25 protein-coding genes are annotated in these 26,051 nt (G+C 53.6%); 13 read left to right on the top strand and 12 right to left on the bottom strand.

What is annotated here, in order from left to right:
- Window positions 1–39: 39 nt before the first annotated feature.
- Entirely contained in the window at window positions 40–810 is a 771-nt protein-coding gene (gene phnE, locus A0129_RS01020) for a phosphonate ABC transporter, permease protein PhnE (RefSeq protein ID WP_291711650.1), read from the top strand.
- 22 nt (window positions 811–832) lie between these two features.
- Window positions 833–1,804, top strand: a complete 972-nt coding sequence (gene egtD, locus A0129_RS01015; protein ID WP_291711580.1) for an L-histidine N(alpha)-methyltransferase — start codon at window positions 833–835, stop codon at window positions 1,802–1,804.
- Between the two features lie 171 nt (window positions 1,805–1,975).
- On the opposite strand, the gene A0129_RS01010 is transcribed toward egtD, so the two are convergent.
- Window positions 1,976–3,169 carry a class I SAM-dependent methyltransferase gene (locus A0129_RS01010; RefSeq protein ID WP_291711577.1) on the bottom strand — a complete coding sequence of 398 codons (1,194 nt, stop codon included), beginning with the start codon at window positions 3,167–3,169 and terminating at the stop codon, window positions 1,976–1,978.
- 117 nt (window positions 3,170–3,286) lie between these two features.
- On the opposite strand from A0129_RS01010, the gene A0129_RS15795 reads away from it, so the two are divergent.
- Genes A0129_RS15795 through A0129_RS00990 form a run of 5 tightly spaced genes read left to right on the top strand, consistent with a single transcriptional unit; the run spans window position 3,287 to window position 7,324 of the window.
- A complete protein-coding gene (locus A0129_RS15795; protein ID WP_367189657.1) occupies window positions 3,287–3,775 on the top strand; it encodes a hypothetical protein in 489 nt (162 codons plus the stop codon).
- On the top strand, window positions 3,753–4,349 hold the full coding sequence (locus A0129_RS15790) for a glycosyltransferase (RefSeq protein ID WP_367189655.1): 597 nt from the start codon (window positions 3,753–3,755) through the stop codon (window positions 4,347–4,349). Before A0129_RS15795 ends, A0129_RS15790 begins: the two co-directional genes overlap by 23 nt.
- Window positions 4,336–6,624 carry a selenide, water dikinase SelD gene (selD, locus tag A0129_RS01000; protein ID WP_291711576.1) on the top strand — a complete coding sequence of 763 codons (2,289 nt, stop codon included), beginning with the start codon at window positions 4,336–4,338 and terminating at the stop codon, window positions 6,622–6,624. The genes A0129_RS15790 and selD overlap by 14 nt, the downstream gene beginning before the upstream one ends.
- Before the next feature lie 11 nt (window positions 6,625–6,635).
- Window positions 6,636–7,118, top strand: a complete 483-nt coding sequence (locus A0129_RS00995; RefSeq protein WP_291711574.1) for a VTT domain-containing protein — start codon at window positions 6,636–6,638, stop codon at window positions 7,116–7,118.
- Window positions 7,119–7,147: 29 nt separating this feature from the next.
- The gene (locus A0129_RS00990) at window positions 7,148–7,324 is read left to right on the top strand and encodes a hypothetical protein (protein ID WP_291711572.1); all 177 of its coding nucleotides are present in this window, start codon (window positions 7,148–7,150) and stop codon (window positions 7,322–7,324) included.
- A 678-nt stretch (window positions 7,325–8,002) separates the two neighbouring features.
- Here A0129_RS00990 and A0129_RS00985 read toward each other — a convergent pair.
- From A0129_RS00985 to A0129_RS00950, 8 genes are all read right to left on the bottom strand, one after another.
- On the bottom strand, window positions 8,003–8,371 hold the full coding sequence (locus A0129_RS00985; protein WP_008250135.1) for an FKBP-type peptidyl-prolyl cis-trans isomerase: 369 nt from the start codon (window positions 8,369–8,371) through the stop codon (window positions 8,003–8,005).
- A gap of 80 nt (window positions 8,372–8,451) precedes the next feature.
- The gene (gene cynS, locus A0129_RS00980; RefSeq protein ID WP_275270103.1) at window positions 8,452–8,895 is read right to left on the bottom strand and encodes a cyanase; all 444 of its coding nucleotides are present in this window, start codon (window positions 8,893–8,895) and stop codon (window positions 8,452–8,454) included.
- A complete protein-coding gene (locus A0129_RS00975) occupies window positions 8,892–9,827 on the bottom strand; it encodes an ABC transporter ATP-binding protein (RefSeq protein WP_367189668.1) in 936 nt (311 codons plus the stop codon). The genes cynS and A0129_RS00975 overlap by 4 nt, the downstream gene beginning before the upstream one ends.
- Window positions 9,828–9,881: 54 nt before the next feature.
- Entirely contained in the window at window positions 9,882–10,730 is an 849-nt protein-coding gene (gene ntrB, locus A0129_RS00970) for a nitrate ABC transporter permease (RefSeq protein ID WP_291711568.1), read from the bottom strand.
- Window positions 10,731–10,735: 5 nt separating this feature from the next.
- Window positions 10,736–12,097 (bottom strand): CmpA/NrtA family ABC transporter substrate-binding protein, encoded by a 1,362-nt coding sequence (locus tag A0129_RS00965; RefSeq protein WP_291711565.1) that lies wholly within the window; start codon window positions 12,095–12,097, stop codon window positions 10,736–10,738.
- Between the two features lie 28 nt (window positions 12,098–12,125).
- Window positions 12,126–12,806 (bottom strand): DJ-1/PfpI family protein, encoded by a 681-nt coding sequence (locus A0129_RS00960; protein WP_291711563.1) that lies wholly within the window; start codon window positions 12,804–12,806, stop codon window positions 12,126–12,128.
- A 127-nt stretch (window positions 12,807–12,933) separates the two neighbouring features.
- Window positions 12,934–13,557 (bottom strand): response regulator transcription factor, encoded by a 624-nt coding sequence (locus tag A0129_RS00955; protein WP_291711561.1) that lies wholly within the window; start codon window positions 13,555–13,557, stop codon window positions 12,934–12,936.
- A complete protein-coding gene (locus A0129_RS00950; protein WP_291711558.1) occupies window positions 13,554–14,699 on the bottom strand; it encodes a PAS domain-containing sensor histidine kinase in 1,146 nt (381 codons plus the stop codon). The genes A0129_RS00955 and A0129_RS00950 overlap by 4 nt, the downstream gene beginning before the upstream one ends.
- A 230-nt stretch (window positions 14,700–14,929) precedes the next feature.
- On the opposite strand from A0129_RS00950, the gene A0129_RS00945 reads away from it, so the two are divergent.
- Window positions 14,930–15,481 (top strand): hypothetical protein, encoded by a 552-nt coding sequence (locus tag A0129_RS00945; RefSeq protein ID WP_291711555.1) that lies wholly within the window; start codon window positions 14,930–14,932, stop codon window positions 15,479–15,481.
- A 103-nt stretch (window positions 15,482–15,584) separates the two neighbouring features.
- Here A0129_RS00945 and A0129_RS00940 read toward each other — a convergent pair whose 3' ends face one another.
- The 3 genes from A0129_RS00940 to A0129_RS00930 all read right to left on the bottom strand — a co-directional run bounded on the left by A0129_RS00940 (window position 15,585) and on the right by A0129_RS00930 (window position 18,580).
- The gene (locus tag A0129_RS00940) at window positions 15,585–16,289 is read right to left on the bottom strand and encodes an NAD(P)H-dependent oxidoreductase (protein WP_291711554.1); all 705 of its coding nucleotides are present in this window, start codon (window positions 16,287–16,289) and stop codon (window positions 15,585–15,587) included.
- Between the two features lie 99 nt (window positions 16,290–16,388).
- Window positions 16,389–17,738, bottom strand: a complete 1,350-nt coding sequence (gene gdhA / locus A0129_RS00935) for an NADP-specific glutamate dehydrogenase (RefSeq protein ID WP_291711552.1) — start codon at window positions 17,736–17,738, stop codon at window positions 16,389–16,391.
- 176 nt (window positions 17,739–17,914) lie between these two features.
- Window positions 17,915–18,580: a response regulator transcription factor gene (locus A0129_RS00930; RefSeq protein WP_291711550.1), complete on the bottom strand. Its 666-nt coding sequence runs from the start codon at window positions 18,578–18,580 to the stop codon at window positions 17,915–17,917.
- A 149-nt stretch (window positions 18,581–18,729) separates the two neighbouring features.
- Between A0129_RS00930 and A0129_RS00925 the strand changes: the two genes are divergently transcribed.
- The 5 genes from A0129_RS00925 to A0129_RS00905 all read left to right on the top strand — a co-directional run bounded on the left by A0129_RS00925 (window position 18,730) and on the right by A0129_RS00905 (window position 26,049).
- On the top strand, window positions 18,730–19,395 hold the full coding sequence (locus tag A0129_RS00925; protein ID WP_291711549.1) for a TetR/AcrR family transcriptional regulator: 666 nt from the start codon (window positions 18,730–18,732) through the stop codon (window positions 19,393–19,395).
- A gap of 67 nt (window positions 19,396–19,462) precedes the next feature.
- Complete coding sequence (locus tag A0129_RS00920; RefSeq protein ID WP_291711547.1) at window positions 19,463–20,854, top strand: TolC family protein; 1,392 nt, start codon at window positions 19,463–19,465, stop codon at window positions 20,852–20,854.
- Window positions 20,851–21,897: an efflux RND transporter periplasmic adaptor subunit gene (locus A0129_RS00915; protein ID WP_291711545.1), complete on the top strand. Its 1,047-nt coding sequence runs from the start codon at window positions 20,851–20,853 to the stop codon at window positions 21,895–21,897. Before A0129_RS00920 ends, A0129_RS00915 begins: the two co-directional genes overlap by 4 nt.
- Window positions 21,898–21,902: 5 nt before the next feature.
- Window positions 21,903–24,959, top strand: a complete 3,057-nt coding sequence (locus tag A0129_RS00910; protein WP_291711544.1) for an efflux RND transporter permease subunit — start codon at window positions 21,903–21,905, stop codon at window positions 24,957–24,959.
- Between the two features lie 349 nt (window positions 24,960–25,308).
- Complete coding sequence (locus A0129_RS00905) at window positions 25,309–26,049, top strand: pseudouridine synthase (RefSeq protein WP_040512761.1); 741 nt, start codon at window positions 25,309–25,311, stop codon at window positions 26,047–26,049.
- Window positions 26,050–26,051 lie beyond the last annotated feature (2 nt).

The following is a 26,051-nucleotide window of genomic DNA, read 5'->3' as shown; positions in this document are numbered from 1 at the left end:
TTGCCAAATGCAATCTGCCCCACCAAAGCACCGCCTGTGATGAAAGGCGGCACCGCCGCACTGCTGCTTGGCTTGTTGGCTGTGGTCATCGCGAGCTTCTGGACACTGAATTTGAAATGGGGCGAGTTTTTGTCCATGGAAGCATTTCGATCCATGGGGCGATTCATCGCTGAGTTTTTCCCGATGGACACGCAGTCCGCATTCCTGATCAAAGTGGGCTGGGGCACACTTGAAACGCTGGCCATGTCACTGTTGGGCACGGGCCTGGCAGCGGCGGCGGGGCTGGCTTTGGCCATACCTGCCAGCAAATTGCACAGCAACGACAAGGGCCTGATGCGAACCCCTACTCGCTGGGTGCTGAATGCATTGCGCTCGATACCTGAACTGGTGTGGGCCGCGCTGCTGCTGATTTCCGCAGGCTTGGGACCGTTTGCCGGCACACTGGCCTTGGCTTTTCACACCACAGGGGTACTGGGCAGGCTGTTTGCTGAATCCATTGAAAATGCGCCTCCTGAGCCTGCCGATGCGCTGCGTACGCAGGGTGTGGGCAATTTGAAGGTGTTTTACTTCACCACCCTGCCACAGGTATTGCCCCAGCTCATGAGCTACACCCTGTATCGCTGGGAAAACAACATCCGCGCCGCCGCAGTCTTGGGCGTGGTGGGTGCTGGCGGTTTGGGGCAATTGTTGTCGTTCCACATGGGCTTGTTCCAGATGGGCAAAACCGCCACCATTTTGGCAGCCATGTTGCTGTTGGTCGCAATTGTGGACAGCATGAGCTACCACTTGCGCCGGACCATGACCCGATGATCTCGTTGAACCCATGAAACCCATGAACCCGACACCACAATTCATCCAGATTTACCAGGGACAGGCCGAACATATTCGCGAAGAATTGCTCAGTGGCCTGCGTGCCAGCAAGGCACATACCTCGCCCAAGTACCTGTATGACGAATTGGGCTCCAAACTGTTCGAGGCCATTACCTGCATACCCGAGTACTACCCCACCCGCACCGAAGCACTGATTTTTGCAAGCCACGGGCATGACATGGGCAGGCAGGTGCCCAAGGGCTCGGTGTTCATCGACCTGGGGGCGGGCAATTGCGAAAAAGCAGCCAAACTTTTCAATGTGTTTCACCCGGCACGTTATGTGGCCGTGGACATTTCCGTGGACTTTTTGAAAGGCTCGCTGGAATGCCTGCAACGGCAATTTCCAGAACTGGAAATGGCGGGGGTAGGCCTCGATTTTTCCAGCGAACTGAACTTGCCTGCTGGTCTGGCCTTGAACCCCTCGCAACCGCGAATCATGTTTTACCCAGGCTCCAGCATCGGCAACTTCACACCTGAAGAAGCACTGTTGTTTTTGAAACAGGTGCATGCTGTGTGTGCAACAGCGCCCGGTGGCGGCCTGTTGATTGGAGTCGACCTGGTAAAAAGCAAAGCGGTGCTTGAAGCAGCTTACGACGACGCCTTGGGCGTGACCGCCGCATTTAACCGCAACATGCTGCTGCACTTCAACACGCTGGCTGGCACCAACTTCCAACTGGAAGACTGGAAACACATCGGTCTGTACAACACTGAACTGAACCGCATTGAGATGCACCTGGAAGCACTGCGCGATGTTGTGGTGACCTGGGAAGGTGGTGAACGCCAGTTTGTAGAAGGCGAGCGAATTCACACTGAAAATTCATACAAGTGGACACTGACCGGCTTTGAGGATTTGCTGAAACGTGCCGGGTTTGTGGCCTGCAAGGCCTACACTGACCCCGAACAGAAGTTTGCAGTGTTTTGGGCAAAGGCTTGAAGGCTGACAATTCGTATCGCCAACTCAGCGGGATTGCCGGTTTTTTTGCCAAGCTTGGTGAGTCAGTGTGAATATCAAAAAGGGAAATACAGGTTTTCAGGCGAACGCATTGGGATTCGCGCTGATTAAGAGATAAGCAATGCGCAACGATAGCGACAACAGGCATGCCAATTAGCCAGCAGCAAGTCGCCACAAACTGGTCACTTCCTTGGACCGTGCATCAAACAGCGCATCACTGGCATCAAAGGCCTTGCCATGTTTGGGCTTTGCATCTGTCCGGCCCAATACTTTCAGGCCCGCCAGCTCAATCCAGCCCAGCAACTCTTCCCGTGTGCGCAACTTTAAATGTTCCGCCAAATCCGACAAGATCAACCAGCCTTCTCCGCCCGCATTCAAATGCGCAGCCAGGCCCGCCAGGTAAGCTTTCAACATGCCACTGTTTTCATCGTAAATGGCGCGTTCAATCGGTGAAGTGGGCTTGCCCGGCAACCAAGGCGGGTTGCACACAATCAAATCGGCTTTGCTGTCGGGAAACAAGTCAGCCTGTACCACTTTCACCTGCTTGCCCATGCCCAAATTCTGGATATTGAATTGCGCACATTCCAGTGCGCGTGGGTCGTTGTCGGTGGCCACAATATTGCTCAACCAGCGCTGGGCCAACACCGCAGCCAACACGCCAGTGCCTGTACCCACATCCACGGCCGAGCCATTGACCTCACAAGCTTTGGGTAAAGGTGCTTTGAGTACCAAATCCACATACTCGCCGCGCACAGGCGAAAAAACACCGTAATACGGATGAATTCGGTTGTTGGGCGGGTCGCCAAGGGCTGGTACATCCACACCCTTCTTGCGCCATTCATGCGCACCCACCACGCCCATCATCTCGCGCAGTGAGGTCACAATCATTGGGCCTCCGGCTTGCGGTTCCCCCCATGCTTCGCTGCAAGCAGTCAGCACGTCGGGTGCACGGCGCAAAGGAATGCTGTAATCCGCGTTGAACGGAATCAGGATGGAACCCAGAATTCGTGCACGTTGGGCTTGTGCCTGGCGGTACAGGTGAAACTTTTGCGGATACTCCACATCGGCCTTGCCTGACTTGGCGGCCTTGCTCTTTTTATGCTCGGCATTTTTGTCGACCCGTCGCACCAGGGCCTGCATCAATTGGCGTGCATTCTGGAAATCGCTTTGCCACAAAAACACGTTGCCCTCACAGGCCAGGCGGTACGCCATGTCCGCGGTCAGTGTGTCGTCGGCCAACATCACTTTGCCCGGCACCGCCAAATTGCGCTCCGACTGCCAGCGCGCACTGAAGGTTTCATCGCCTTTGGTCCATTGGATCACAGGGTTTTCTTGAGCTGAGTGCATGCGGGTTCTCGCGGTGAGTGGCGGGTTGTATCGTGTAAACTTCTTCAGGGTCGCAGTGTACCACCTTGGGTGGTTGGCACCCCAAATTCACCCCTATCCAATGAAGTGGCTGTTGTCTTGATTAAACCGTCCGTCGCCATCGTAAGCCCCGCTCTTGCCGATTCCAACAACGGCAACTGGCAAACCGCCCGCCGCTGGCAATTGTTTTTATCCGGGCATTTTAATGTGCGCATTGTGAAGCATTGGGAAAGCAACCTGGCCACACAAAACGATGTTGCAATGATTGCGCTGCATGCGCGGCGTTCTGCCGATTCAATCGCAACTTGGGCGCAAAGCCGCGGCACAGATGCGCAAGGAAGCCTGGGGCTAATACTGGCGCTGACAGGCACCGACCTGTATCGCGACATTGACACCGACGAAACAGCCCAAAAATCGCTGGAGTTGGCACGGCATCTGATCGTGCTGCAAGAAAAAGGCACCGAGAAACTGGGCGAAGCCCTGCAAGAAAAAAACATCGGTAATTTTTCAATCCACCTCTTCACGCAAAACGCTCGCGAAGGCAAAACGCCGATTGAAGGTTGTCATGGTGGGGCATCTTCGGGATGAAAAAATGCCCCAAACCCTCATGGAGGCAGCGGTATTGCTGCGTGCTTACCCCGATATTTTCATCGACCACATTGGTGGTCCACTCGACCCGGAGTTGGCCCAAGCCGCTGAGGAGACCATGCAGGCTTGCCCCAATTACCGGTGGCTGGGCAACCAGCCGCACAGTACAACCCGAGCACGAATTCAACGTGCCCATGTGCTGGTACACGCCAGCAAAATGGAGGGGGGCGCACATGTGATCATGGAAGCTGTGTGCAGTGGGACACCTGTAGTGGCGAGTTACATCGACGGCAACATTGGCATGTTGGGCGCAGGCTACCCCGGTTATTTTCCCCTGGGCAATGCGCATGCGTTGGCCAATGTGCTAACCCAGTTGCAGGAGGACATTGTGAATCCGAAACCCCTGCCACCGGGTAAATCCAGTTTGTATGCCAAGCTGAAAAACCAATGCGCCGAGCGGGCCAAACTATTTGCCCCAGAAAACGAACAAAACCAGTTAATTGCACTCGTACAACGAGCAGTTCAATACAACAACAAACTCAACCCACAAGAAGTAAACCATGCAAACATCTGATCAACCCATTCTTCGTGACATTGTGCTGGTAGGCGGTGGCCACAGTCATGTGGGTGTGCTGCGCATGTTTGGCATGAAGCCTTGGCCCGGTGTGCGCCTTACCCTGATTTGTACCGATATTCACACCCCCTATTCCGGCATGCTGCCTGGCTATATTGCAGGCCACTACAGTTACGACGATGTACACATTGACCTGGGTCGCTTATGTGCCTTTGCAGGTGCACGCCTGTTCAAGGATGAAGTGGTGGGTATTGATCGCGTCAATCAAAAAGTGATCTGCAAGAACCGCCCACCTGTGGCTTATGATGCGCTGTCCATCAATATTGGCAGCACTCCACAAGTTCAACTGGTGCCAGGTGCGTTGGAAAATGCAGTGCCCGTGAAACCGATTGCTCGATTCAATCAGCGCTGGGTTAACTTGCTGGACCGAGTAAAAACCCATGCCGGCAAAACTACCATTGCTGTGGTGGGTGGTGGTGCAGGCGGTGTTGAACTGGCCTTGGCCATGCAATTCCGATTGCGCAATGAACTGAGCACCATGGGCCGCAATCCGGATGAACTGGAATTTCACCTGTTCACCGCAGACGCCGAGGTACTGCCCACCCACAACCCGGGCGTGCGCGCTCGCTTCGAAAAAGTATTGAATGAACGTGGCGTGGTACTTCACCGGGATGCAGAGGTGGTTCAACTGGATGGCCACACCCTGCAGACCAAGCGAGGTGAGCGCCTGCATGCTGACGAAATCATGTGGGTGACGCAAGCAGGAGGCGCAGCTTGGCTGAAAAACACCGACCTTGAACTGGATTCACGCGGCTTCATCAATGTGGGCCCCACCCTGCAAACCACACGTGATCCCAAAATTTTTGCAGCGGGCGACATTGCGAATTTGACCAGTACACCACTTGAAAAAGCTGGTGTATTCGCGGTGCGCATGGGCAAACCCTTGACCAAAAATTTGCACCTGTTTGTACAGGGTGCCGACCTGCTCGAATACCGCCCTCAGAAAACCTGGCTGGCCTTGATCAGCACTGGTGACAAATATGCAGTGGCCTCCAAGGGCTCACTTGGCTTTGCGGGCGCCTGGGTGTGGCAGTGGAAGGACTGGATTGACCGCCGCTTCATGGCGAAATTCAGCGACTTTCCAGACATGGATCCAACTGCAAAACCAGCAGGGGGCAACAGCACACCGAATTTGGCACTGACGCAGGAAGAAAGCCTGCAGGCCATTTCTGCAATTGCGATGCGCTGTGGCGGCTGCGGTGCCAAGGTGGGTTCCACGGTTTTATCTCGCGCACTGGGTAACCTAAAGCCCGTGGATCGCGAAGATGTATTGGTGGGCCTGCATGCACCTGACGATGCGGCGATTGTGAAAGTGCCACCCGGCAAAGCGATGGTGCACACCGTCGACTTCTTCCGGGCTTTTGTGGACGATCCCTATATATTCGGGAAGGTTGCAGCCAACCACGCACTGGGCGATGTGTTTGCCATGGGTGGCGAGGCGCAATCGGCCACCGCCGTGGTCACCGTGCCGCCTGGGCTTGAGTCGAAAGTAGAGGAACTGCTGTTCCAAATGATGAGTGGTGCAGTGGAGGTTTTGAACGATGCAGGCTGCGCATTGGTGGGTGGCCACACCGGAGAAGGCCGCGAGTTGGCCCTGGGTTTTGCCATCAACGGTTTGGTGGATGAAAACCTGGATGGCGTGATGATCAAGGGCGGCATGCGGCCTGGCGATGCAATTTTGCTGACCAAACCCATTGGCACTGGCACCTTGTTCGCCGCCCTGCCGCAGTTTAAAACCAAAGGCCGCTGGATAGATGCTGCGCTGGAATCGATGGTGAAAAGCAACCGCTTGGGCGCACAGTGCCTGCGTGAATATGGATCGAAGGCTTGTACAGACCTGACTGGTTTCGGCCTGTTGGGTCACCTCGTGGAAATGACCCGTCCCTCTGAAGTGGATGCCGAACTTGATTTAAGCGCCCTGCCCCTGCTGGACGGTGCGCTTGACATGGTCAGCGCAGGCATTGTCAGTTCTCTGCAACCTGCGAACGTGCGCTTGCGCCGAGCCATTCGAAATCAGGCTGAGTATGTGAATGACCCGCGCTACCCATTGATATTTGATCCGCAAACCGCAGGTGGTTTGCTGGCCACCGTGCCCGGCGAAAAAGCAGAGGCCTGTGTGGCTGCATTGAAGCAACTGGGCTATGAACACACCGCCATTATTGGCCGCATACTGCCGCAAGGCGAGGCCATTGAGCCGATTGTATTGAAGGGTTGAGGAAGTACCAAATGCCACAGGCTGTTCAACAACACTGGAGGAAAACAGCATTGCTGCTGATTGCAGCAGCGTTGCTCTTCGTGTGGATGAATGCCGATGTATCACTTCAAGACATGCTGGCCGCACAGCGCGAGTTGGCCATGCACTTTGTGAATAACCCCACGTTGATCACTTTGATTTACTTCGGTGTATTTGTAGTAATTACCGCCTTGTGCCTGCCAGGTGCAGGTGTATTGATGCTGGTGGGTGGGGGCTGCATGGGGTTTGGCCTGTGCATGGTGGTGTCCACCGCCGCATCGGCTTTGGGTGCCCTGCTCACGATGCTGTTTGCGCGGCACTTCTTTCGATCATCCGTTGAGGCCCGCTTCGCCGACAAGCTGGATGAGATCAACAAGGGCATAGACAAGAACGAAGTAGCCTACCTGCTCAGTCTTCGACTGGCCCCCATCATTCCTTTTGTCGCATTCAATTTGCTGGCTGGCCTGAGCGTGTAAAGCCGTGGACATTCTTGTGGACAAGCTTTGTGGGTATGCTGCCCGGCACCATGCTGTATGTAAATGCGGGCAACGAGTTATCCAAAGTAAACCGGCTGGAAGAATTGATTTCACTGGAAGTGGTCATTTCTCTGGCTGCGCTGGCCTTGGTGCCATTCCTGATTCAGTGGGGAACGCGGCAATTTCAGCTGCGCAAGGCGGCTTGAGCCCACTCGGCTTGGGTTCTGATCACGCGTCGATCTTGATTAGCCCACTTGGCTTGGGTTCCGATCTCTCGCCAGAAAACCTGCCCTTGCTGAGCCTTGCGATGCCTGAGAACGACCCTCCTAAACTGCGGGTCGGGTCCGTTCTCTGTTGCCCATGCTGGGCAACACCGGCCCTGCTCGGCACGCAAGGGCAGGTTTTCTTGAAGGCGAAGCGATCGAAACACCGCCGCCGATTGGGCGATGAAATCAGCCGTGAGTTGCGTGGAGAGGGAGATTCGCCAGTGTTGATACGGCTTTGAACGCAGCCATGAGTCGATCGGAGGTGGAGAAGCGCTGGCCGGAGATTCGGGAACTGAACTTAGAGATGGGCGCACTCTGCGGGTTCAAGCCAACACGGCAGTGGGATTGCTTGGGGCGCACTTCAAGAAAATCGCCCCGTTTGAGTGGATTCGCAGCGCTCGGCCACAAGCCGACACCGAGACTCGGCCCGCCCTTTTGCCGAGCGAGGTGAGCAAGAATCCATTCAAAAAGGGACTAAGCGGTTTTCTGTGCGGAACAAGTAACCCATGCCGAGTTTGCCAAAAACCGCAGCGGTGACCCTTCAAGTTTTGCTCCCAAGCCCACTAGTCCGCTAGTCCAGTGCGACACAAACAACCCATGCCAAGTGAGCAAAAAACCTCAGCGGATGTCGAACAACTCCACATCAAACACCAAGTCGGTGTTGCCCGGAATCGGACCTGCACCACGCGCGCCATATGCAGTGTCGGATGGGCAGAACACGATTGCCCGATCACCCACCACCATTTCGCACAAAGCCTGGGTCCAGGCTGGAATCACACGGTTCAGCGGAAAAGAGATTTTTTCGTTGCGTTTGATTGAACTATCGAATACGCGACCATCCAGAAAAGTGCCCTCATAGTGCACTTCCACGATTGAATTCGGTGTGGGCTTTTGCGTGCCGGTGCCGCGCTTTTTGAAAGTCAGCTTCACGCCAGAAGGAAGTACGAGTTCGTCGCCAGCGGCGGCGTTGTTGGTTGAATCAGTCACAGCATTACCCCAGGTAAGAATTAAGACAAGCGCTTATTCTAACCCGGGGTGTTCAGCCAGCCGTAAATTCGGCCTTGAAATCAATAGGTTTTGTAAGGCAGGAATTTGCCGCTCATATTGATGCTGACGCGGTCACCCATGGGGTGAGGCTCGCGCTGCAAATCCATTTTGAAGTCGATCGCACTCATGATGCCGTCACCAAACTCTTCATGAATCAGTTCCTTGAAGGTAGTGCCGTACACACTGATCAATTCATAAAAGCGATAAATCAGAGGGTCAGTCGGCACGGCGGTGGGCAGCGACCCCTTGTAAGGCACGACTTGCAGGCAATCCACTGCCTCGGGTGGCAAGGCCAAATACTCGCCAATTTTCTTGGCCTGTTCTTCGGTCAAGGTCATCTGGCCCAGCAATGCCGCTGTGCTCCATTCCTTGGACTGGCCCAGTACTTTGGCACAGTCGTCCCAAGTGCATTTCTTCTTGCGCTTGGCCAATACAATCAATTCGGTGACGTCGGTTCGTTTCATGGTGCACTCCTTTGAATCAAATTTAGTGGGGGTGTTGTCTCGGTGCCAACTTTCGTGTTGCTCAGGGCTTTCAAACCTGGGCGAACCACGGTGGGTTGTTTGTGCAATTCAGCGTTCAATTTGTTGCCATCGGGTTCGGCGCTGGGTACGGGTGCTGCACGGTTCACCAGGAAATCAACCAAATGGTTGCGAATGGCGTAGTACTGCGGGTCGTGATGCACGGTGCTTCGGGTGCGTTCGCGCGGCATGGTGTTTTCAACAATTTCTGCAATGCGCGCGCGTGGACCATGGCTCATCAGCATCACTTTGTCGGCCAGTAAAATGGCTTCATCCACATCGTGCGTAATCATGAACACGGTTTGCCCTGTGGCCTTCACAATTTGCAGTAACTCGTCCTGAATCGTTCCGCGGGTGAGTGCATCCAGTGCGCCGAATGGCTCGTCCAGTAACAGCATTTGCGGCTGAATGGCAAAGGCACGGGCAATACCCACACGTTGCTTCATGCCTCCCGACAGTTCATGCGGCTTTTTGTTGGCTGCTTTGCTCAACCCCACCATGTCCAGATACTTCATGGCATGTTCGGTGACTTCTTCAGGGGTTTTGTCGGGCCAGCGAGAACGTACACCAAACTCCACGTTTTTCAACGCTGTCATCCAGGGCATCAGCGCATGGCTTTGAAACACCACCCCACGGTCCAGCGACGGGCCTACCACTTCCTTGCCATTCATGATCACATAGCCTTGCGTGGCTTCATCCAGCCCGGCCAGAATGTTCAGAATCGTGCTTTTGCCGCAACCCGAATGGCCAATGATGCAAACAAACTCACCTTTCTGTATGTCGAAGTTCACAGCCTCGAACACAGGAGGAACAGAGGAATCTGAAGGTGTGTAGCTTTTCACCAATCCTTCCACTTGGAGGAAGGCAGCTGCCAGCTCACCGGGCACGAGGTCTTTGCTGAATATTCTGTGTTCAGTCGTCATGTTGGTTTACTCCTTGTAGCTGACCAGCTTGGCCATTCGAGCCAGCAGCGTGTCGAGCAACATGCCGATCAAGCCGATGAACAAAATTGCGCTGATGATGTTGGCAATCGACAAGTTGTTCCATTCGTTCCACACAAAGTAGCCAATGCCGGTACCGCCCACCAGCATTTCAGCCGCCACAATCACCAACCAGGCAATGCCCACGGAAATGCGCATGCCAGTCATGATGGTGGGGGCAGCTGCTGGCAAGATCACCTGGAAAGCTGTGCGCAGTGAACTGACCTCCAACGTTTTTGCTACGTTCAGCCAATCGCGCCGAACTCCCGCCACACCGAACGCTGTGTTGACCAACATGGGCCAAATGGAACAAATGAAAATCACAAAGATGGCCGAGGTGTCACTGTCCTTGATGGTGTATAGCGCCAAGGGCATCCACGCCAAAGGCGATACCGGTTTCAACACCTGAATGAAGGGGTCAAGCGCCTTGTACAGCAAAGGTGACATCCCGATCACAAAACCCAAAGGAATCGCCACCAGTGCGGCCAAACCAAAACCCACCAGCACGCGGAAAATGGAATAGCCCAATTGAATGCCGATGCCTTTGTCGTTAGTGCCACGGTCGTAGAAGGGATCACTGATGTGCCCCCACAACTTTTCACCCACATCGCCCGGAGTGGGCAATGGGGTTTTGCTGCCTGTGGATGCAGCCTGACCCACCAGTGCTGCATACTCCGGGTCCACATTCACTGCCGAGTCTTCGGGCAAGGTGGCGACAGTCCAAATGGCAATCAACACCACCAGAATCAATCCCGACAAAGCCCATGGCGCCCACTTTTGCTTCCTGAAATCTTTCATGCCGCTTAGCCCTTGGTTCTGGAAATTGCAAAACTGTTGATGTACTCCTCAGGCTTTTTGGGATCGAATGGCTTGCCCATCACGCTGAATTTTTTGTCGAGCGATGACGGTGGTTGCAAGCCCACTTCCTTCATCAAACGGGTTGCATCGGTGGCCAGAAATACGTCCTTGGCAATTTTGTTGTAATCCACATCGCCCTTGATTTGCCCCCAGCGTTTCATCTGCGTCAAAATCCAGATCGCAAAACTCTGGTACGGGAATGGATCAAAGTCGATGCGCTGCGGATCTTTCTGAATCCCGCCCAAACCATCGGCATAGGTGCCAGTCAACACCTGTTCAACCACTGTTAATGGCTGGTTCAAGTAATTGGTGGGGGCAATGGCTGCTGCAATTTCCTTGCGGTTCTCGGCTTTGCGTGCGTAGGCCGTGGCATCCAGCACCGCCTTCAACAGGGCTTTGTAGCTGTTGGGGTTTTGGGTCACAAATTCTTTGCTGGCCGCAAATGCGCAGCATGGGTGGCCCGACCAGATTTCTTTCGACAGAATGTGAATAAAGCCCACGCCGTCATACACTGCGCGCTGGTTCACAGGGTCAGGCGCCAGAAAACCATCAATGTTGTCAGCACGCATATTGGCCACCATTTCGGGAGGTGGAACAGAACGAATCTGGACATCGCGATCGGGATCAAGGCCAGCCTCGGCCAGGTAGTAGCGCAACAGGTAGTTGTGCATGGAATAGTCAAACGGCACTGCAAACTTGAAACCCTTCCAGTCTTTCGGATTGCGTTTGTCCTTGTGCTTCATGGCGAGCGTGATCGCCTGACCGTTGATGTTTTCAACGGCGGGCATGGTCCATGGAATGGCGTTCGAGCCTACACCCATGGAGATGGCCAAGGGCATGGGCGACAACATGTGCGCCGCATCGTATTCTTTGGCCAGCGATTTGTCGCGCACCACCGCCCAACCTGCGGTTTTCACCACTTCAACATCCAGGCCTTGCTTGGCGTAAAAGCCCAAAGGCTGCGCCATGATGATGGGTGTTGCACAGGTAATCGGAATGAAGCCGACCTTCAGCTTTTGCTTTTCCAAAGGGCCATTGCTTTGGGCAAACGCCTCTTTGGCTGCCGCCAAAGGGAACAGGCTGCGAATGGCTGCCATGGCGGTACCACTGCCCACCGCGCGCAGGAAATTTCGGCGCAACTGGTCGTTGGGAAACAAGGCGTGCATGACCGCGTTTTCAACTGCACGCTCTTCCATTTGTTGCACAGCCAGTTGCTGGTCGTGTTCTGCCTGGCTGTTGTGTTGGCCGCAGGCGCAACGCATGCCCAGACGAGTATTGGGATCAAACGGGTTCTTGAAAAAGGACATGGTGAACTCCTATGCAGTGTTGCAACAATCAGGCTGTGGCGCGGCTTAATGCGGGGCGAAAATAATCAATGTCATGCTGGTATTGCTGGTAGGCCTTGGTGTACTCCATCACACGGGCTACCTCTGCAATGAATTCCTCGTCGTAACCGGCGCGGCGCAGCAGGTGAAAACCCACTTCCATTCCGCTTGCGATACCCCCACCTGTGACGATCCGGCCTGCATCCACCACTCGGGCTCTGCTGACCTGGCAAGCCGGCGCAATTTCAGCGAGTCGATCGATGGGAGTTTTACCGAGATGCGAGGCCTCAAGACGATCAGGTTCTTTGCGATTGGTGGCAGCCAAGCCATCGAGCAAACCCATGCGGGCGTATATCCAGGAGCCTGTGCACACGCTGGTCAACAGACAGGTGTCAGGTAGGGTCCGAATGAAGCGGTGCAAATTGCCGTTGTTCATTTCCTGCCGGGTACCGAAGCCACCGGGAATCAGAAATGCATCCATGTCGGGGGTGTCAGCAAACGCATAGCTGGGCAATACAGTGAGACCTGCCTGCGTTTGCACAGGGCGCATGCTTTCGGCGATCAAGAACACTTCCAACTCTGGGTCGAAACGCTTGGCCACTGAGAACACCCCATAGGGTGCCGCATAGTCCACCACCTCGGCTTCCTTGAACACATACACACCCAGTCTGAACCCTTGCATTCTGGCCATTCACGTTTCTCCGGCAACACTGCGTTGAACAGGCTTTCAGTGTGCCGTGCAGGCCTTGAGCCGGGTATCACGTCATTTGTGATTGTGTTGTAGTGCTGGCCCTACAAGAAAACTTCACGCCGGGTTTTTACAGGCCATGCATCTTGGTGTAGTTCACCAGGTCCACCAGGTTTTTCAGTTCCAGTTTTTCAAACACACGGGCCCGGTAAGTTGAAACTGTATTGCCTGACAAACACAAGGCCTGTGCAATGTGCTGAACGGTCTCGCCCTGCGCCATCAAACGCAACACCTGCATCTCCCGATTGGACAATCGCTCATGAGGAGGCCGGTCAGCAGGTTTACGCAAATCATTGGCCATCAGGTTGGCCGTGGCCGGAGTTAAATACACTTGTCCGGAACAGGCCATTTGAAGGGCCTGTGTCAATTCGGCAGGCGAGCAGCCCTTGTTCAGGTAGGCATTGGCACCACTGCGAATGGCACGCAAGGCGAACTGCGTTTCGGGGTACACCGACAACATCACCACCCCCAATTTCGGAAACTCACTGCGCACGCTTTTCAGTACATCAAAGCCATCCCGTTCGCCCAAGGCAACGTCCAGCAATACAGCATCAAAATTTCCCTTGCGGAGTTTCTGCATGGCCTCCACGCCATCGGCGGCCTGCTCGCTGCAGTACTGCCCATCAAACTCGTCCAGAATCTGAACCAGGCCGCGGCGAATGATCATGTGGTCGTCTACGATCAAAATATTCATGACGCTAGCACCTCCGGCAGGCGAAGCGTAATGCAAACCCCCTGACCCAACATCGAATCAATCGAGCAACGCGCACCAATGTCCCAAGCGCGTTCCTCAATACCCATCAAACCGAAACCGGCATTGAAAGTGCGCACCGCCATGCCGCGCCCGTTGTCCCTGACTTGAAAAAGAATGGCCCTGCCCTCGGTGTGTGCACGTACCTCCACCCTGCTTGCCCCGGAGTGTTTGGCCACATTGTTCAGTGCCTCCTGCAAAATTCGATACAGGGCTGTCTCAGTACCTTTGCTTAAACGGACATGTTCCAACTCTGGGGAAATATCGATTGAACTCACCACTTTGGTGCGCTGGGAGAACTCTCCCAGCAAATGCTCGACTGCCGCCCAAAGCCCCAGATGATCCAGAACGCCTGGCCGAAGGTCTGAAAGAATTCGACGCAAACTTTCCATGGCGCCCTGTGCAAGGTCCAACATGCTCTCGATTCTCAAGGTGAGTTTTTCATCGTTGGCACAACGGTACGACAGCGCCTTCAACTCCAGATCAAACGCGGTCAGCTTGGCCCCGAGGTCATCGTGCATCTCGCGAGCGATGCGGGTACGTTCCTCTTCGCGAACAGTGGTGAGGTGAGCGGACAACCTGCGCATTCTGTCGTGTGCCTTCTGCAATTGTGCGGTGCGCTCAATCACTCTGCGCTCCAGCTCGACCTGCGCCGCAGCACGAATATTCTGGGCTTCAACCCGCTCGGTGATGTCATTGAATGTAACTACAGCGCCCACCACTGCTTGTTCTTCAAAAATAGGGTAAGAAGCGTACTCGGCATGAAAGCAAGTGCCGTCCCTTCGCCACAGCACCTCGTTGTCCACTCGGCAACCCTTGTTTTCTTGAAACGCCCGAAAGATGTGGCATTCACACACTGGCATCAAATCGTTGTTCGCATAGGAGTGGTGCATCAAGTAATGCATATTCCTGCCAAGCACTTCATCGGCCGAGTAACCCAACATTTCCGCACCCGCTTTGTTGATGAAAACACAACGGCCTTTCAAGTCGATTCCATAAATGCCCTCGCCAGTGGAATCGAGCAGCAATTCAAGTTGCCGTCGCCAGGCTGCGTGGTGAGAAAGTTTGGAAAGATGCTTGAACACGGCGGTGCATTTGAAGTTGATTCAACATCAAACTAGCAAGAGCAATGCCAATAAAATTCAAAAAAAAATTTGAGAATTTGCACGCGAGTGGTGCGAAAAAAAAACGACAAAAGTTATTGAAATTTACACACAAACGGGTTGTTGATCATGTATTGATGAAAAAAGCTTTTCAGTTAATAAAATTTGATGTACACATAACTCACCACACCGTTTAAGGAAGGTTACAAAACATGGTTACAACAGATCAAAAGCCAGTCGAAGCCGAGGCAAGCAAAGCAACCCCAGCTCCAAAAAAACCAGCAGCAAAAAAACCCGCTGCTAAAAAACCAGCCGCTGCAAAACCAGCAGCAGCGAAAAAACCAGCAGCAGCAAAACCCGCTGCCGCGAAAAAACCAGCTGCTGCTAAACCAGCCGCTGCCGCCAAAAAGCCTGCTGCTAAAAAGCCCGCCGCTGCGAAACCAGCTGCTGCCAAAAAGCCGGCTGCCAAGAAAGCTGCTGCCAAGCCAGCCGCCAAGAAGCCCGCAACTACCCGCGCCAAGGCAGCCACTGCCAGCGTAGCGAATGCTGCGGCCAAAGCGAAGAAAACTGTTGCCAAAGCAAAGCCAGCTGCAAAAGCCAAGGCCGCCGCAGCCAAATCAGTGTTCAGCGCGACAGATCGCAAAAAATTGTTGAGCGATGTTCAGAAGCAGATCAAGGACCTTGAGAAACAAGTCAAGGGCATGGTCAAGTCAGTTCAAACTGACGTGATCGCCAAGATCAAAAAGCAACTGGGCATGAAGTAATCCAGAAATAGCAAAAACAACAAGACCGCTACACGACCTTTCGTACGAAAGGTCTTCTTGTAGATTTGATTGAAACCCGTTGTGCGAAAGCACCGCGGGTTTTTTATTGTTCAAGCGGATTCATCTGTGCATCAAAATTGTTGAGGCTGGGGTACGAGACCAGCGCACGCGAAGCCAAAGTATCGACAGCCCTGTCCAATTGTTCAAGCATATCCACTCGCGCCTCCTGTGTGATGTAAGGCACATGGTAAGCGGCAAAAGGCTCCAGTACATCAAACCCGGCGTAACCCAGGCTACCGCGCAATACCGGGCGCAACATGGTGTTCAAGTCACCATGCACGGCATGGTCGCCAAACATATGCTCGCGCCCGCCCAGTGTAAAAGTAAGCCACGCTTTCTTGCCTTTCATCAAACCACGGTCATAGAAGTTTCGGCCACCGTACACGACGCCCGACAAGAACACACGGTCGATCCATCCCTTTAAAATTGCCGGAACAGAGAACCAGTACAACGGAAAATTCAGAATCAGCAAATCGCACTGCTTGAGTAACTCAAGTTCTGTTGCGATGTCCGCAGGCAATGTATTGGTTTTCTGTGCGTGCCGCTGCTCCAGCGCATACACCAGGTAATCCGGGTTGCTGCGCTCAGCAAAGTCGGCAGCACTGGCTACGGGGTTGAATTGCTTGGCGTACAAGTCCGACACGGTCACCGCATGGCCCTGCTCCTCAAAACGGTTTTGCATGCGCTTCATCATTGCTGTGCAAAATGATTGGGGCTCGGGGTGTGCATGCACAATCAGAACGTTCATGGTGTTGGCTTCTTTTCAGGAAAATGATTAGCCATGCTACCAAAAGAAAAGGGATTCCCAATTCGCTGGGAACCCCTTTTAAGATCAAACCGCTGGACTTTAGATTACGCCGTAGGCCAGCATCGCGTCAGCGACCTTCACAAAACCGCCCACATTGGCACCCTTTAAGTAATCGATGTGGCCATCTTCTTCGGCGCCATACTTCACGCAGCGCTTGTGAATATCGCTCATGATGGTCCGCAGCCGCTGATTCAGTTCATCCCGTGACCAGGACAGACGCATGCTGTTCTGAGTCATTTCAAGACCCGACACAGCAACGCCACCCGCGTTGGCTGCCTTGGACGGTGCAAACAAAATGCGGGCCTTCTGAAACACATCGATTGCGCCTTTTTCAGAGGGCATGTTTGCGCCCTCAGACACACCCATGCAACCATTCCTGATTAGCATGGCAGCCTCTTCGGCATTGATTTCATTTTGCGTTGCACATGGAAAAGCCAGGTCGCAGGGTATGTGCCATGGGCGTTTGTCAGCAATAAATTCGGCATTCGGATATTGATTGAGGTACTCGCTGATGCGGGCCCGTTTTACTTCTTTCAGCTCTTTGATGTGAGCCAGCTTTTCCATCGTAATGCCGTCTTTGTCATGCAGCGTTCCGGATGAATCAGACATGGTGATCACTTTGCCGCCCAGTGCAAGAATTTTTTCAACTGCATATTGCGCCACGTTGCCAGAGCCACTGACTGAGCACACCTTGCCCTCAAACTTCAAACCCTTGTGGCTCAGCATGTCTTCCATAAAATACACCACGCCATACCCTGTGGCTTCGACTCGAATTTCACTTCCCCCAAAGGCGAGCCCCTTGCCGGTCAGCACGCCAGTGAATTCATTACAGATTCTTTTGTATTGACCAAACATGTAAGAAATTTCGCGTCCACCCACACCGATGTCGCCAGCTGGCACATCGGTGAAAGGACCAATATGGCGTGAAAGTTCGGTCATGAAAGCCTGGCAAAAACGCATGATCTCACGATCGCTTTTGCCTTTTGGATTAAAGTCGGAGCCACCCTTGCCGCCCCCCATGGGCAAACCGGTCAAACTGTTTTTGAAAGTTTGTTCAAAGGCGAGGAATTTCAGAATACTCTGGGTCACGTTGTCGTGAAACCGAATACCGCCTTTGTAGGGACCAATCGCGTTGCTGTGTTGAACCCGGTAACCACGCTGGGTTCGCACATTGCCCTGATCGTCTTCCCAACACACCCGGAAACTGACAATTCGATCTGGCTCGGTCAAGCGCTGCAAAATTTGCGCAGCTTCATACTTCGGATTTTTTGTAACGAAAGGAATGATGTGTTGCGCGACTTCATGCACTGCTTGGTGAAACTCTGGTTCGCCGGGATTTCTGCGAATCAGTCCATTCATGAACTCTTCTAATTCTAGCGAGCTGCTCATCTCTCATTCTCCTTTGGAAGGACGACATTGGACTGCGTGCAAGCAGTTTACCGAATCGATTGAAATTGAGCACTCTGGATTTCTGTGGATATCCCCAAAAAGTGGGCACAACCTCGGGGATAGCATGTGGACAAGTCCTCCAAGCCATTCAAAACATGAGGATTTAGATCGACTGACTAATTATTGTGCAAGCTCGGTTCTGGCGAGCTGTGTTTCTGGATCTGGGTGTGCCGATAAATGATGGACGCTTCCATTCTGTTCTTCGCTTTCAAGCGCTCCAGAATGTCTTTCACATGCCCCTTCACGGTCTCCACACTAATTTTCAGCAAGGTGGCAATTTCCTTGTTGCTGTGACCAGCGCCAATCAATTCAAGCACTTCAACCTGTTTGTGCGTGAGCGCTTTTGACAAAGTTGGCATTTGCAGCAATTCGATATTGGCCTGGCTTAAGCCCACTCGAATCAGGTCGATCATTTTTCCAAAGGGCGTGAATTTTGAAAAAGCAATAAACCTGTCCAGTTGATGACGCTTTAACTGCCCCATGACTTTCTCATCGTTGGCGGTAATCAACACCGGAATTTCCGGGAACAGGGTTTCAAACAAACCCACGAAAGTTTCAGCTTGTACATCCCGCAGGTGAAAGTCGGTGATGATCAACGCTGGAAATTCTTCGACAGCATGTCGTGCCGCCTCCTTCAGTGTCGAGAACTGGCGAATGCGGGCATGGGGTGCCACATCCTTCACCATTTCAACCAAACCGAAACTGATGATCGGATGATCATCAATTACAAACACCACTTGCCGCCCCAGGCTGTCCAGTTTTTTAACCACCACGCTTCTCACAGAAACAATTCACCATGATTTAACTTTAATTGACGAAGCAACCAAGCCGTGCGGGAAACAAACTCGGTAAATCGATTCAAATCGGGGTTTCAAATCAAAAAATCAAAAATACGTTGACACTCTGTCAACGGTTAAACTAAGATCCAATCATGAACTATGTCATCGAACGTCGCGAAGAAGAAAAGGAACGCCGCCGGGAAGAAATTCTGGACGCCGCCGAACTTGTTTTTTCTGAAAAAGGCTTTGACGCAGCCACCATGGACCAAGTTGCACGCAAGGCGAGAGTGTCTCGCGCGCTGGTTTACGTGTACTTCAAGGACAAAGCAGCCCTGCATTTGGCCATTTGCCTGCGGGGTTTGCGAATATTGCGGGAAATGTTTGAAACGGCACGAAAAGAACATGCCACTGGCGAGGACCAAATTCGGGCAATTGGTCAGGCTTACATGCAGTTTTCCGAAGAATACCCAACACATTTCGCCGCCATGTCGAGGTTTGAAGCCTCTCACCACGAAATTGCCTTGGACGACCCCTGCTCGGCAACACTGGAAATGATTCAGGCTGGGCAACAGGTGCATGAACAAACGGTGCTGGCACTTGCCAAAGGCATGGCGGATAAAACACTGCGGGATGACCTGGACAACCTGATGCAAATTTCCATTACTTTGTGGGGTTTCACGCATGGCACTATCCAGCTGGCGCAAACCAAGGCCAGCTTTATGGCCACTATGGGTATCAGCAAAGAATCATTCATGAACCAGGCAGTGGAGCTGGTCATGCAATCCCTGATCAACCGCAATGGCGGAGGCAAAAAATGATCTCGCACAATCACGCAGGCGCCCGACCAAGGGGCGCTTTTTTTACACTTGGTTTGACAGGCGTCTAATGGCTGCATTGCTGTTGATGGCCATTCAAATTCAACATTCCAGCCAAGCGGGCACTCCACTGGACGATTACCTCGACCAGGCGATGACCAACAACCCAGCCTTGGCACAAGCCAGCTTCGAAGTGGAAGCTGAACGCCAGCGACTAGAAAATTTACGCGCACGTTTTTATCCCAGCCTGACACTGCAAGCTCGGGCCAGCGTGGCCGAAGGCGGGCGCACCATTGATTTCCCGGCAGGTGATTTGCTCAACCCCGTGTATGCAACATTAAATTCACTAACCGCAGCCCCAGGTCAACCGCCCCGTTTTCCCACAGTGGAAAACCAGTCTATTCCACTGCTACGCCCGACCGAGCAAGACACCCGGCTGGTGGTACGCGGCCCGATTTACGAACCTGTTCTGGACCAGCAACTGCAAGCACAAACCCAGGCGGTGGGCGCACAAGAAGCAGCCCAGTTGCAAGTGAAAGAGGAATTGGTACGCGACCTGCACACCGCCTATTGGCAATATGCACAAGCCAAAGCCCGAATCTCGATTCTTGAGGCCAGTCTGCGAACACTGAAAGAGAACGAGCGTATCAACACAGTGCTTTACAAGGCTGGGGAAACGACATTGGACGCACCCAAGCGTGCCGAAGCCGAATCCCTTGAGGTCCAAGTGGCCTTGCGCCAGGCTCAAACGCAGGCCTTGCTGGCCAAAGAATATTTCAACCTGCTGCGCTATGCACCCAACGACAGCCCGGTAGAACTTCCACAAGAAGACCTTAGCCCAGGTGCCATTCAAACATTGCTGGACCAACTCACACCAAAAACACTGGGCAACACAGCAGCGCCCGCCCTCACCCGGCTTGAGCGAAGCCTGGCCGCCCAACGCGCCCAACTGGATGCCAGTCGTGCAACTTACAAACCAACATTGGGCTACTCAATTGAAGGCGGCTACCAGGGACGCGACTACAACACTGGCCCAAACACCGGATTTGCCAGTGCATCGGTGGTGTTGAACTGGACCCTCGCAGACGCCGGAATTCGCAGCAGTGAAGTGGCGCGCAACCAAGCGCAGGTGCAGGCTCTGGAAGCACGTGCGCGACAAGTGAACCGGCAGCTGCAACTGGCCAAACTTCAATCCAGGGAAAACCTGCTGGTGTCGCTGGACAGCATCCAGGCGCGCATGGCCCAACAAGCCGCCTCAGAAGAAAGCCTGCGGATCAATGAACGCAAACGCGATGCCGGCGAAACGACCCAAGTTGAATTTTTAAGTGCCGAACAAAATGCAACACGTGCACGTTTGGGCTTGGTCACTGCCGTGTATCAGGCCCGAATCGACCATGCAGTCTGGCAGTACAACAACCGAAACATTCCCGAGCCAAGCCCACAGGAAGGAGCTCAACCATGAAACCCGCACTCGTTTTATCAACCCTCTCCCTATTGGTGCTGGCAGCCTGTGGCCCGGCGACTCCTGAGGAAGCACCCCCGGTGGAATACCGTTTGGTGAAAACCGAAGCCGTACAGAGCGGCCCTGCAGCCAGCTTGATTGAAGTACCTGGCATTGGCGCCTTTCGGGATGAAACACGGTTGAGTTTCAAAGTGGGTGGCGTGATCGAACGCATCAATGTGCGTGAAGGCGAAACCGTGGAGAAAGGCCAGCGGCTGGCTTCGCTGAACAAACAAGACGTCAACGCAGCTGTGAGCCAAGCCAGCGCAGGTTTTGAGAAAGCCCAACGCGATTTGCAACGTGGCAAATTATTGCGTGAACAGGAAGTGATTTCAAAAGTACAGCTCTACAACCTTGAAACTGCCGCACAAGCGGCACGCGCACAATTGAGTCAAGCTCAATTTGCAAGCCAAACTGCAGAAATTCAAGCCCAGGCCAATGGTGTTGTGCTCAAGCGTTTTGCGCAAACTGGTGAGGTCGTATCTCCCGGGCAGCCGATCTTGCTGCTCGGCAGTAAAAGCAGTGGCTTTGTCATGAAAGCAAGCCTTGCAGACAGGCAAGCGGTTCACATCCAGCTCGGCGCAAAAGCTGAAGTGCAATTCGATGCCCTGCCGGGCGTGAAGTGGCCCGGCAAGGTGATTGAACTTAGTCAGGCTGCAGACCCGGCCACAGGCACCTACGGGGTACTGGTTGAGGTCAATACCAGTGCGCATGAAAACCTCAACCTGCTGTCCGGTATGCAAGGTCGTACCCACATCGAGCCCAACAATTTCAATGGAACTCGCAGCTACGTACCGATTGAAGCCGTCGTGGAAGGCGACAACAAGGCAGCCTGGATTTACACAGTACAAACTGACAACACCGTGAAACGTCAAACTGTGGCTGTGGCCTTTATACAAGGCGACCGAATTGCATTGGTCGACCAACTGGCTGAAGGCACACGCGTGGTAAGCACAGGCGCCGCCTACCTCCAAGACGGTGAAACCGTGAAAGTTCAGGAGTAATCCAGATGAAACTCTCGGACTTTTCCATCAAGAATTACCAGTTCACGCTGGTGATCTTTTTCCTTCTGACGGCCATCGGTATCAGCGCGTATCAAAACATTCCCAGAACCGAAGACCCCTACTTCGACATCAGCGCATTCCGCATCAATGTCATCTATCCGGGCGCTGACCCACGCGAGATGGAACAACAGGTGGCCAAGCCAATTGAAGATGCACTGCGCAGCCTGGATGACCTGAAAGAAATGCTTTCAACATCCCGTAACAGCGGCGGTGTGGTATTTGTGCGTTTCGATGCGGAAGTCGATGTTGATAAAAAGTTCGATGAAGTAAACCGGGAACTCAACAGCATTCGAGACCAGCTACCTGCGGGCATACAAAAACTGGAAATTGAACGAATCAACCCTGGCTTCACCAACATCATTCAGTACTCACTGGTGTCGGAAACAGCGAGCTATGCTGATTTGGCCAATTATGCTGAAGACCTTTCCGAGGCGTTCGAGCGCATTTCATCGGTGCGTGAAAGCGAAAGCTGGGCCTACCCAGAGCAACAAGTGCGGGTCAGCCTGAACTTTAAAAAGCTGGCGGAGTTGGGCATACAAGCCGCCGATGTAGCGCGTGTTATTCAGGGTGAATCACTGAATATCCCCGGGGGCCCCGTTGAAGAAGGCGCACGTCGTTTGAACGTGCAAACTTCCGGTCAGTACCGTAGCGTTGAAGAAATCAGAAACACGGTGATTGCGGGCACAGGCACAGGTGGTGATCTGGGCGGTCGCTTGATTCGAGTGGGCGATGTGGCCGATGTGCAATGGGACTATGAAAACCAGGAGGTGATGGCCCGATTCAATGGTCAGCGTGCGGTGTTTGTCACAGCCAACCAGAAAGATGAACGCAATATTTTTGTGACCCAGAAAGCCTTGCAGGAGACCGCGGACGAGTTCGAGAAAACGCTGCCCCCGAACATCAAACTCGAACGCGGATTTGAGCAGTACAAAAACGTGGAGAAGCGGATTGATCGCCTGACCTTTGACTTTGCCCTGGCTGTCACGCTGGTGCTGATTACGCTCTTGCCTTTGGGTTTGCGGGCCTCGGGTATTGTGATGGTCAGCGTACCGCTTTCGCTGCTCACAGGCTTGGCCTGTTTGTACTATGCAGGCTTTTCGCTGAACCAGCTTTCCATTGCAGGTCTGGTGGTTGCCTTGGGCCTGTTGGTCGATGATTCAATCGTGGTGATTGAAAACATTTCACGTTACCTGCGCATGGGCTACAACCGCATCGATGCTGCACGTTTGGCCACCAAGCAAATTTCGCTGGCTGTTTTGGGCTGTACCGCAACTTTGCTGTTCGCCTTCCTGCCCCTCTTGATGCTTCCAGACAACGCTGGGAAATTCATTCGTTCACTGCCCGTGGCTGTGGTGTTTACAGTGATTGCATCGCTGTTTGTTGCTTTGACCATCATTCCGTTTTTGGCCAGTCGTGTGCTGAAAAAAGAAGAAAACGAACACGGCAATATCGTGCTTCAGAAACTCATGGGGCTAATCGACAAAATTTACACCCCGCTGCTGCACCGCGCTTTGCAAACCCCAAAAACCGTGGTGGCTGCATCGCTGGTGTTGTTCGTGGCCAGCCTGGGTTTGGCGCCACTCATGGGCATGTCGCTGTTCCCCAAAGCCAATACACCGCAGTTTGTCATCGAGGTAGGTTTGCCTCCAGGCTCCAGCTTGACCGCCACCGACTCTGTGGTGAAACAGGTGGAGAACAAACTCAGTGAATTCGGCGAGATTACCGCGGTCATGGCCACCGTGGGTGAAGGCAATCCACAAATTTATTACAACGTGTTCCAACAAGACAAACAATCGAATGTGGGTGAGCTTTTCGTGCAACTCAAGGAGTACAACGACGACACGCCGAAGCTGCTCGACAACATTCGCAACGAATTGAAAACAATTGCAGGGGCCAACCTGATCGTACGCGAGTTTGAAAATGGACCGCCCATCGATGCGCCGATTGGCATTCGCTTGGTTGGGCCCGAAATTGAGACTCTGCGCGAATTGTCCGCACAGGTGGAGCGCATCATGCTGGCCCACCCTGGTACGCAAAACGTGGACAACCCTCAGCGTACCGGGCGCAGTGACCTTCGATTAAAAGTGAATTTTGAAAAAGCAGGTTTGCTGGGCGTGAATTCGGCCGAGCTGGACCAGGCAGTGCGGTTGGCGATTGCAGGCGCATTTGCAGGTGAAATTCGCCAGAGCAACGGCGACGCATACACAATCAGCGTGCGTGGCCCTGCAGGTGTACGCAGCAGCTTGAGTGCGCTCGACGACTTTCATGTGATTTCACGCACCGGACAAGCCGTGCCACTGACTCAACTCACCACGCTTGAACTCGATGACAACCTGAACAGCATTTACCGCTTTGACCGCGAGCGTGCTGTTTTGCTGACTGCCTACACCCGCACCGGGTACAACACGGAAAAGGTCAGCAATGAAATTGCCAAGCAGATCGACGAGATGGGCTTGCCCACGGGTTACCGTTACAAAATGGCTGGCGAAGTGAAGAGCCGACAGGAAAGCTTTGCCGGATTTGGCACCGCGATCCTGATTACCATATTCGGCATTCTGGCTATTCTTGTGCTGGAATTTGGCAGCTTTAAAAGCACACTGATTGTGCTGTTCGTGATTCCATTGGGTGTTACCGGTGGGATGGTCATGCTGTTCCTCACCGGGAACTCACTCAGTTTCACCGCGATGATTGGCTTCATTGCGCTGATCGGCATTGAAATCAAGAACTCGATTTTGCTGGTGGACTTCACCAACCAGTTGCGCGAAGAGGGCAAGGGTCTTGATGAGTCCATTGAAGAAGCAGGTCGAATCCGTTTCCTGCCGATTTTGCTGACCAGCGCCACTGCCGTGGGTGGCTTGCTGCCTCTGGCCTTGCAGGGTGGCGGGCTCTACTCGCCCATGGCTTGGGTCATTATTGGCGGCCTGATTTCTTCAACCTTCATCGGTCGCCTGGTGACGCCGGTGCTGTACAAACTGTTGCCACCCGACCTGCAGAGGACATAGCCTAAGCCATTGATTTCACCTACAATACGGCCTCAATGCACAAGGACACCGTGAAATCATGAAAAAACCCGCAGGCCGCAACAGTAGTGCAGGCCGCACTGGCGACTCAGGGCGTTCCGGTCCACCGGCACGCCCCAGTAACCGCAACAAAACAGCCACCCCCGCCAAACCAGCAGCAGCGGGACGTGGCAGGCCCGGCAGCGCAACAGGCAAAGCAGCAACTACCCTGACAAAACCTGCCGCCAAGCCCGACCGCAACCGTGCAGCCATGCGCAGCGCCCCTGTGGCCCCGGCTGCCGGTGCTGCACGGCCTCGCCGCAGCAAGGTCACCGGCACAAACACACTGGACATGCTCGACCCGTTTGAACCACAACGCCTTAGCAAAATCATGGCTGCGAAAGGTCTTTGTTCGCGCCGCGAAGCAGATTACCTGATTGAAAACGGTTGGGTGCGCGTCAATGGAAAAGTGGTTGACGAGCTGGGGGCCAAGGTGCTGCCCACTGTCACGATTGACCTGGATGCACGCGCAAAAAATGTACTCGGCAAGCAGGTCACCATTCTTTACCACAAGCCAATCGGTGTGGTTTCAGGGCAACCCGAGGGCCGGTACAAAGCCGCCATGGAATGCTTAAGCCTTGAGAATCAGGCCGACCGGAAAACATCGACTCCATTTCAGCCCGCCATGCTCAAAGGCCTTGCACCAGCAGGGCGACTTGACATCGACTCCACTGGCTTGTTGGTGTTGACCCAAGATGGACGAATCGCCAAACAATTGATCGATGCCAACAGCACCGTGGAAAAAGAGTACCTGGTGCGAGTCGAAGGTGAACTGACTGATCGTGGACTTGAAATGCTGCGTTATGGCCTTAGCCTTGACGGCGAAGCTCTCAAACCCGCACGCGTCAGTTGGCAAAACGAGGACCAGCTTCGCTTCATTTTGAACGAAGGCAAAAAGCGGCAAATTCGCCGAATGTGTGAAATCGTCGGCCTGAAAGTGGTGGGCTTGAAACGTGTCCGGATTGGTCGAGTGATGCTGGGCGACCTGCCGGTGGGCCAGTGGCGTTTGCTGACACCCGAAGAACGATTCTGAAG

The sequence above is a fragment of the Limnobacter sp. CACIAM 66H1 genome (assembly GCF_001601825.1).
Lineage (GTDB): Bacteria > Pseudomonadota > Gammaproteobacteria > Burkholderiales > Burkholderiaceae_B > Limnobacter.
Note: the sequence above shows the minus strand (reverse complement) of the source record. Positions and strands in the feature narration are given on the sequence as shown.

Bases quoted from the DNA above. Each gene is read 5' to 3' on its own strand.
- ntrB (WP_291711568.1), bottom strand. From the start codon at position 10,730: ATGAAAGATTTCAGGAAGCAAAAGTGGGCGCCATGGGCTTTGTCGGGA.
- A0129_RS00960 (WP_291711563.1), bottom strand. From the start codon at position 12,806: ATGGCCAGAATGCAAGGGTTCAGACTGGGTGTGTATGTGTTCAAGGAA.
- egtD (WP_291711580.1), top strand. From the start codon at position 833: ATGAACCCGACACCACAATTCATCCAGATTTACCAGGGACAGGCCGAA.
- A0129_RS00965 (WP_291711565.1), bottom strand. From the start codon at position 12,097: ATGTCCTTTTTCAAGAACCCGTTTGATCCCAATACTCGTCTGGGCATG.
- cynS (WP_275270103.1), bottom strand. From the start codon at position 8,895: ATGAAACGAACCGACGTCACCGAATTGATTGTATTGGCCAAGCGCAAG.
- A0129_RS00995 (WP_291711574.1), top strand. From the start codon at position 6,636: ATGCCACAGGCTGTTCAACAACACTGGAGGAAAACAGCATTGCTGCTG.
- A0129_RS00925 (WP_291711549.1), top strand. From the start codon at position 18,730: ATGAACTATGTCATCGAACGTCGCGAAGAAGAAAAGGAACGCCGCCGG.
- A0129_RS00910 (WP_291711544.1), top strand. From the start codon at position 21,903: ATGAAACTCTCGGACTTTTCCATCAAGAATTACCAGTTCACGCTGGTG.
- A0129_RS15790 (WP_367189655.1), top strand. From the start codon at position 3,753: ATGGTGGGGCATCTTCGGGATGAAAAAATGCCCCAAACCCTCATGGAG.
- A0129_RS00920 (WP_291711547.1), top strand. From the start codon at position 19,463: ATGGCTGCATTGCTGTTGATGGCCATTCAAATTCAACATTCCAGCCAA.
- phnE (WP_291711650.1), top strand. From the start codon at position 40: ATGAAAGGCGGCACCGCCGCACTGCTGCTTGGCTTGTTGGCTGTGGTC.
- selD (WP_291711576.1), top strand. From the start codon at position 4,336: ATGCAAACATCTGATCAACCCATTCTTCGTGACATTGTGCTGGTAGGC.
- A0129_RS00940 (WP_291711554.1), bottom strand. From the start codon at position 16,289: ATGAACGTTCTGATTGTGCATGCACACCCCGAGCCCCAATCATTTTGC.
- A0129_RS00915 (WP_291711545.1), top strand. From the start codon at position 20,851: ATGAAACCCGCACTCGTTTTATCAACCCTCTCCCTATTGGTGCTGGCA.
- gdhA (WP_291711552.1), bottom strand. From the start codon at position 17,738: ATGAGCAGCTCGCTAGAATTAGAAGAGTTCATGAATGGACTGATTCGC.
- A0129_RS00945 (WP_291711555.1), top strand. From the start codon at position 14,930: ATGGTTACAACAGATCAAAAGCCAGTCGAAGCCGAGGCAAGCAAAGCA.
- A0129_RS00955 (WP_291711561.1), bottom strand. From the start codon at position 13,557: ATGAATATTTTGATCGTAGACGACCACATGATCATTCGCCGCGGCCTG.
- A0129_RS00905 (WP_040512761.1), top strand. From the start codon at position 25,309: ATGCTCGACCCGTTTGAACCACAACGCCTTAGCAAAATCATGGCTGCG.
- A0129_RS01010 (WP_291711577.1), bottom strand. From the start codon at position 3,169: ATGCACTCAGCTCAAGAAAACCCTGTGATCCAATGGACCAAAGGCGAT.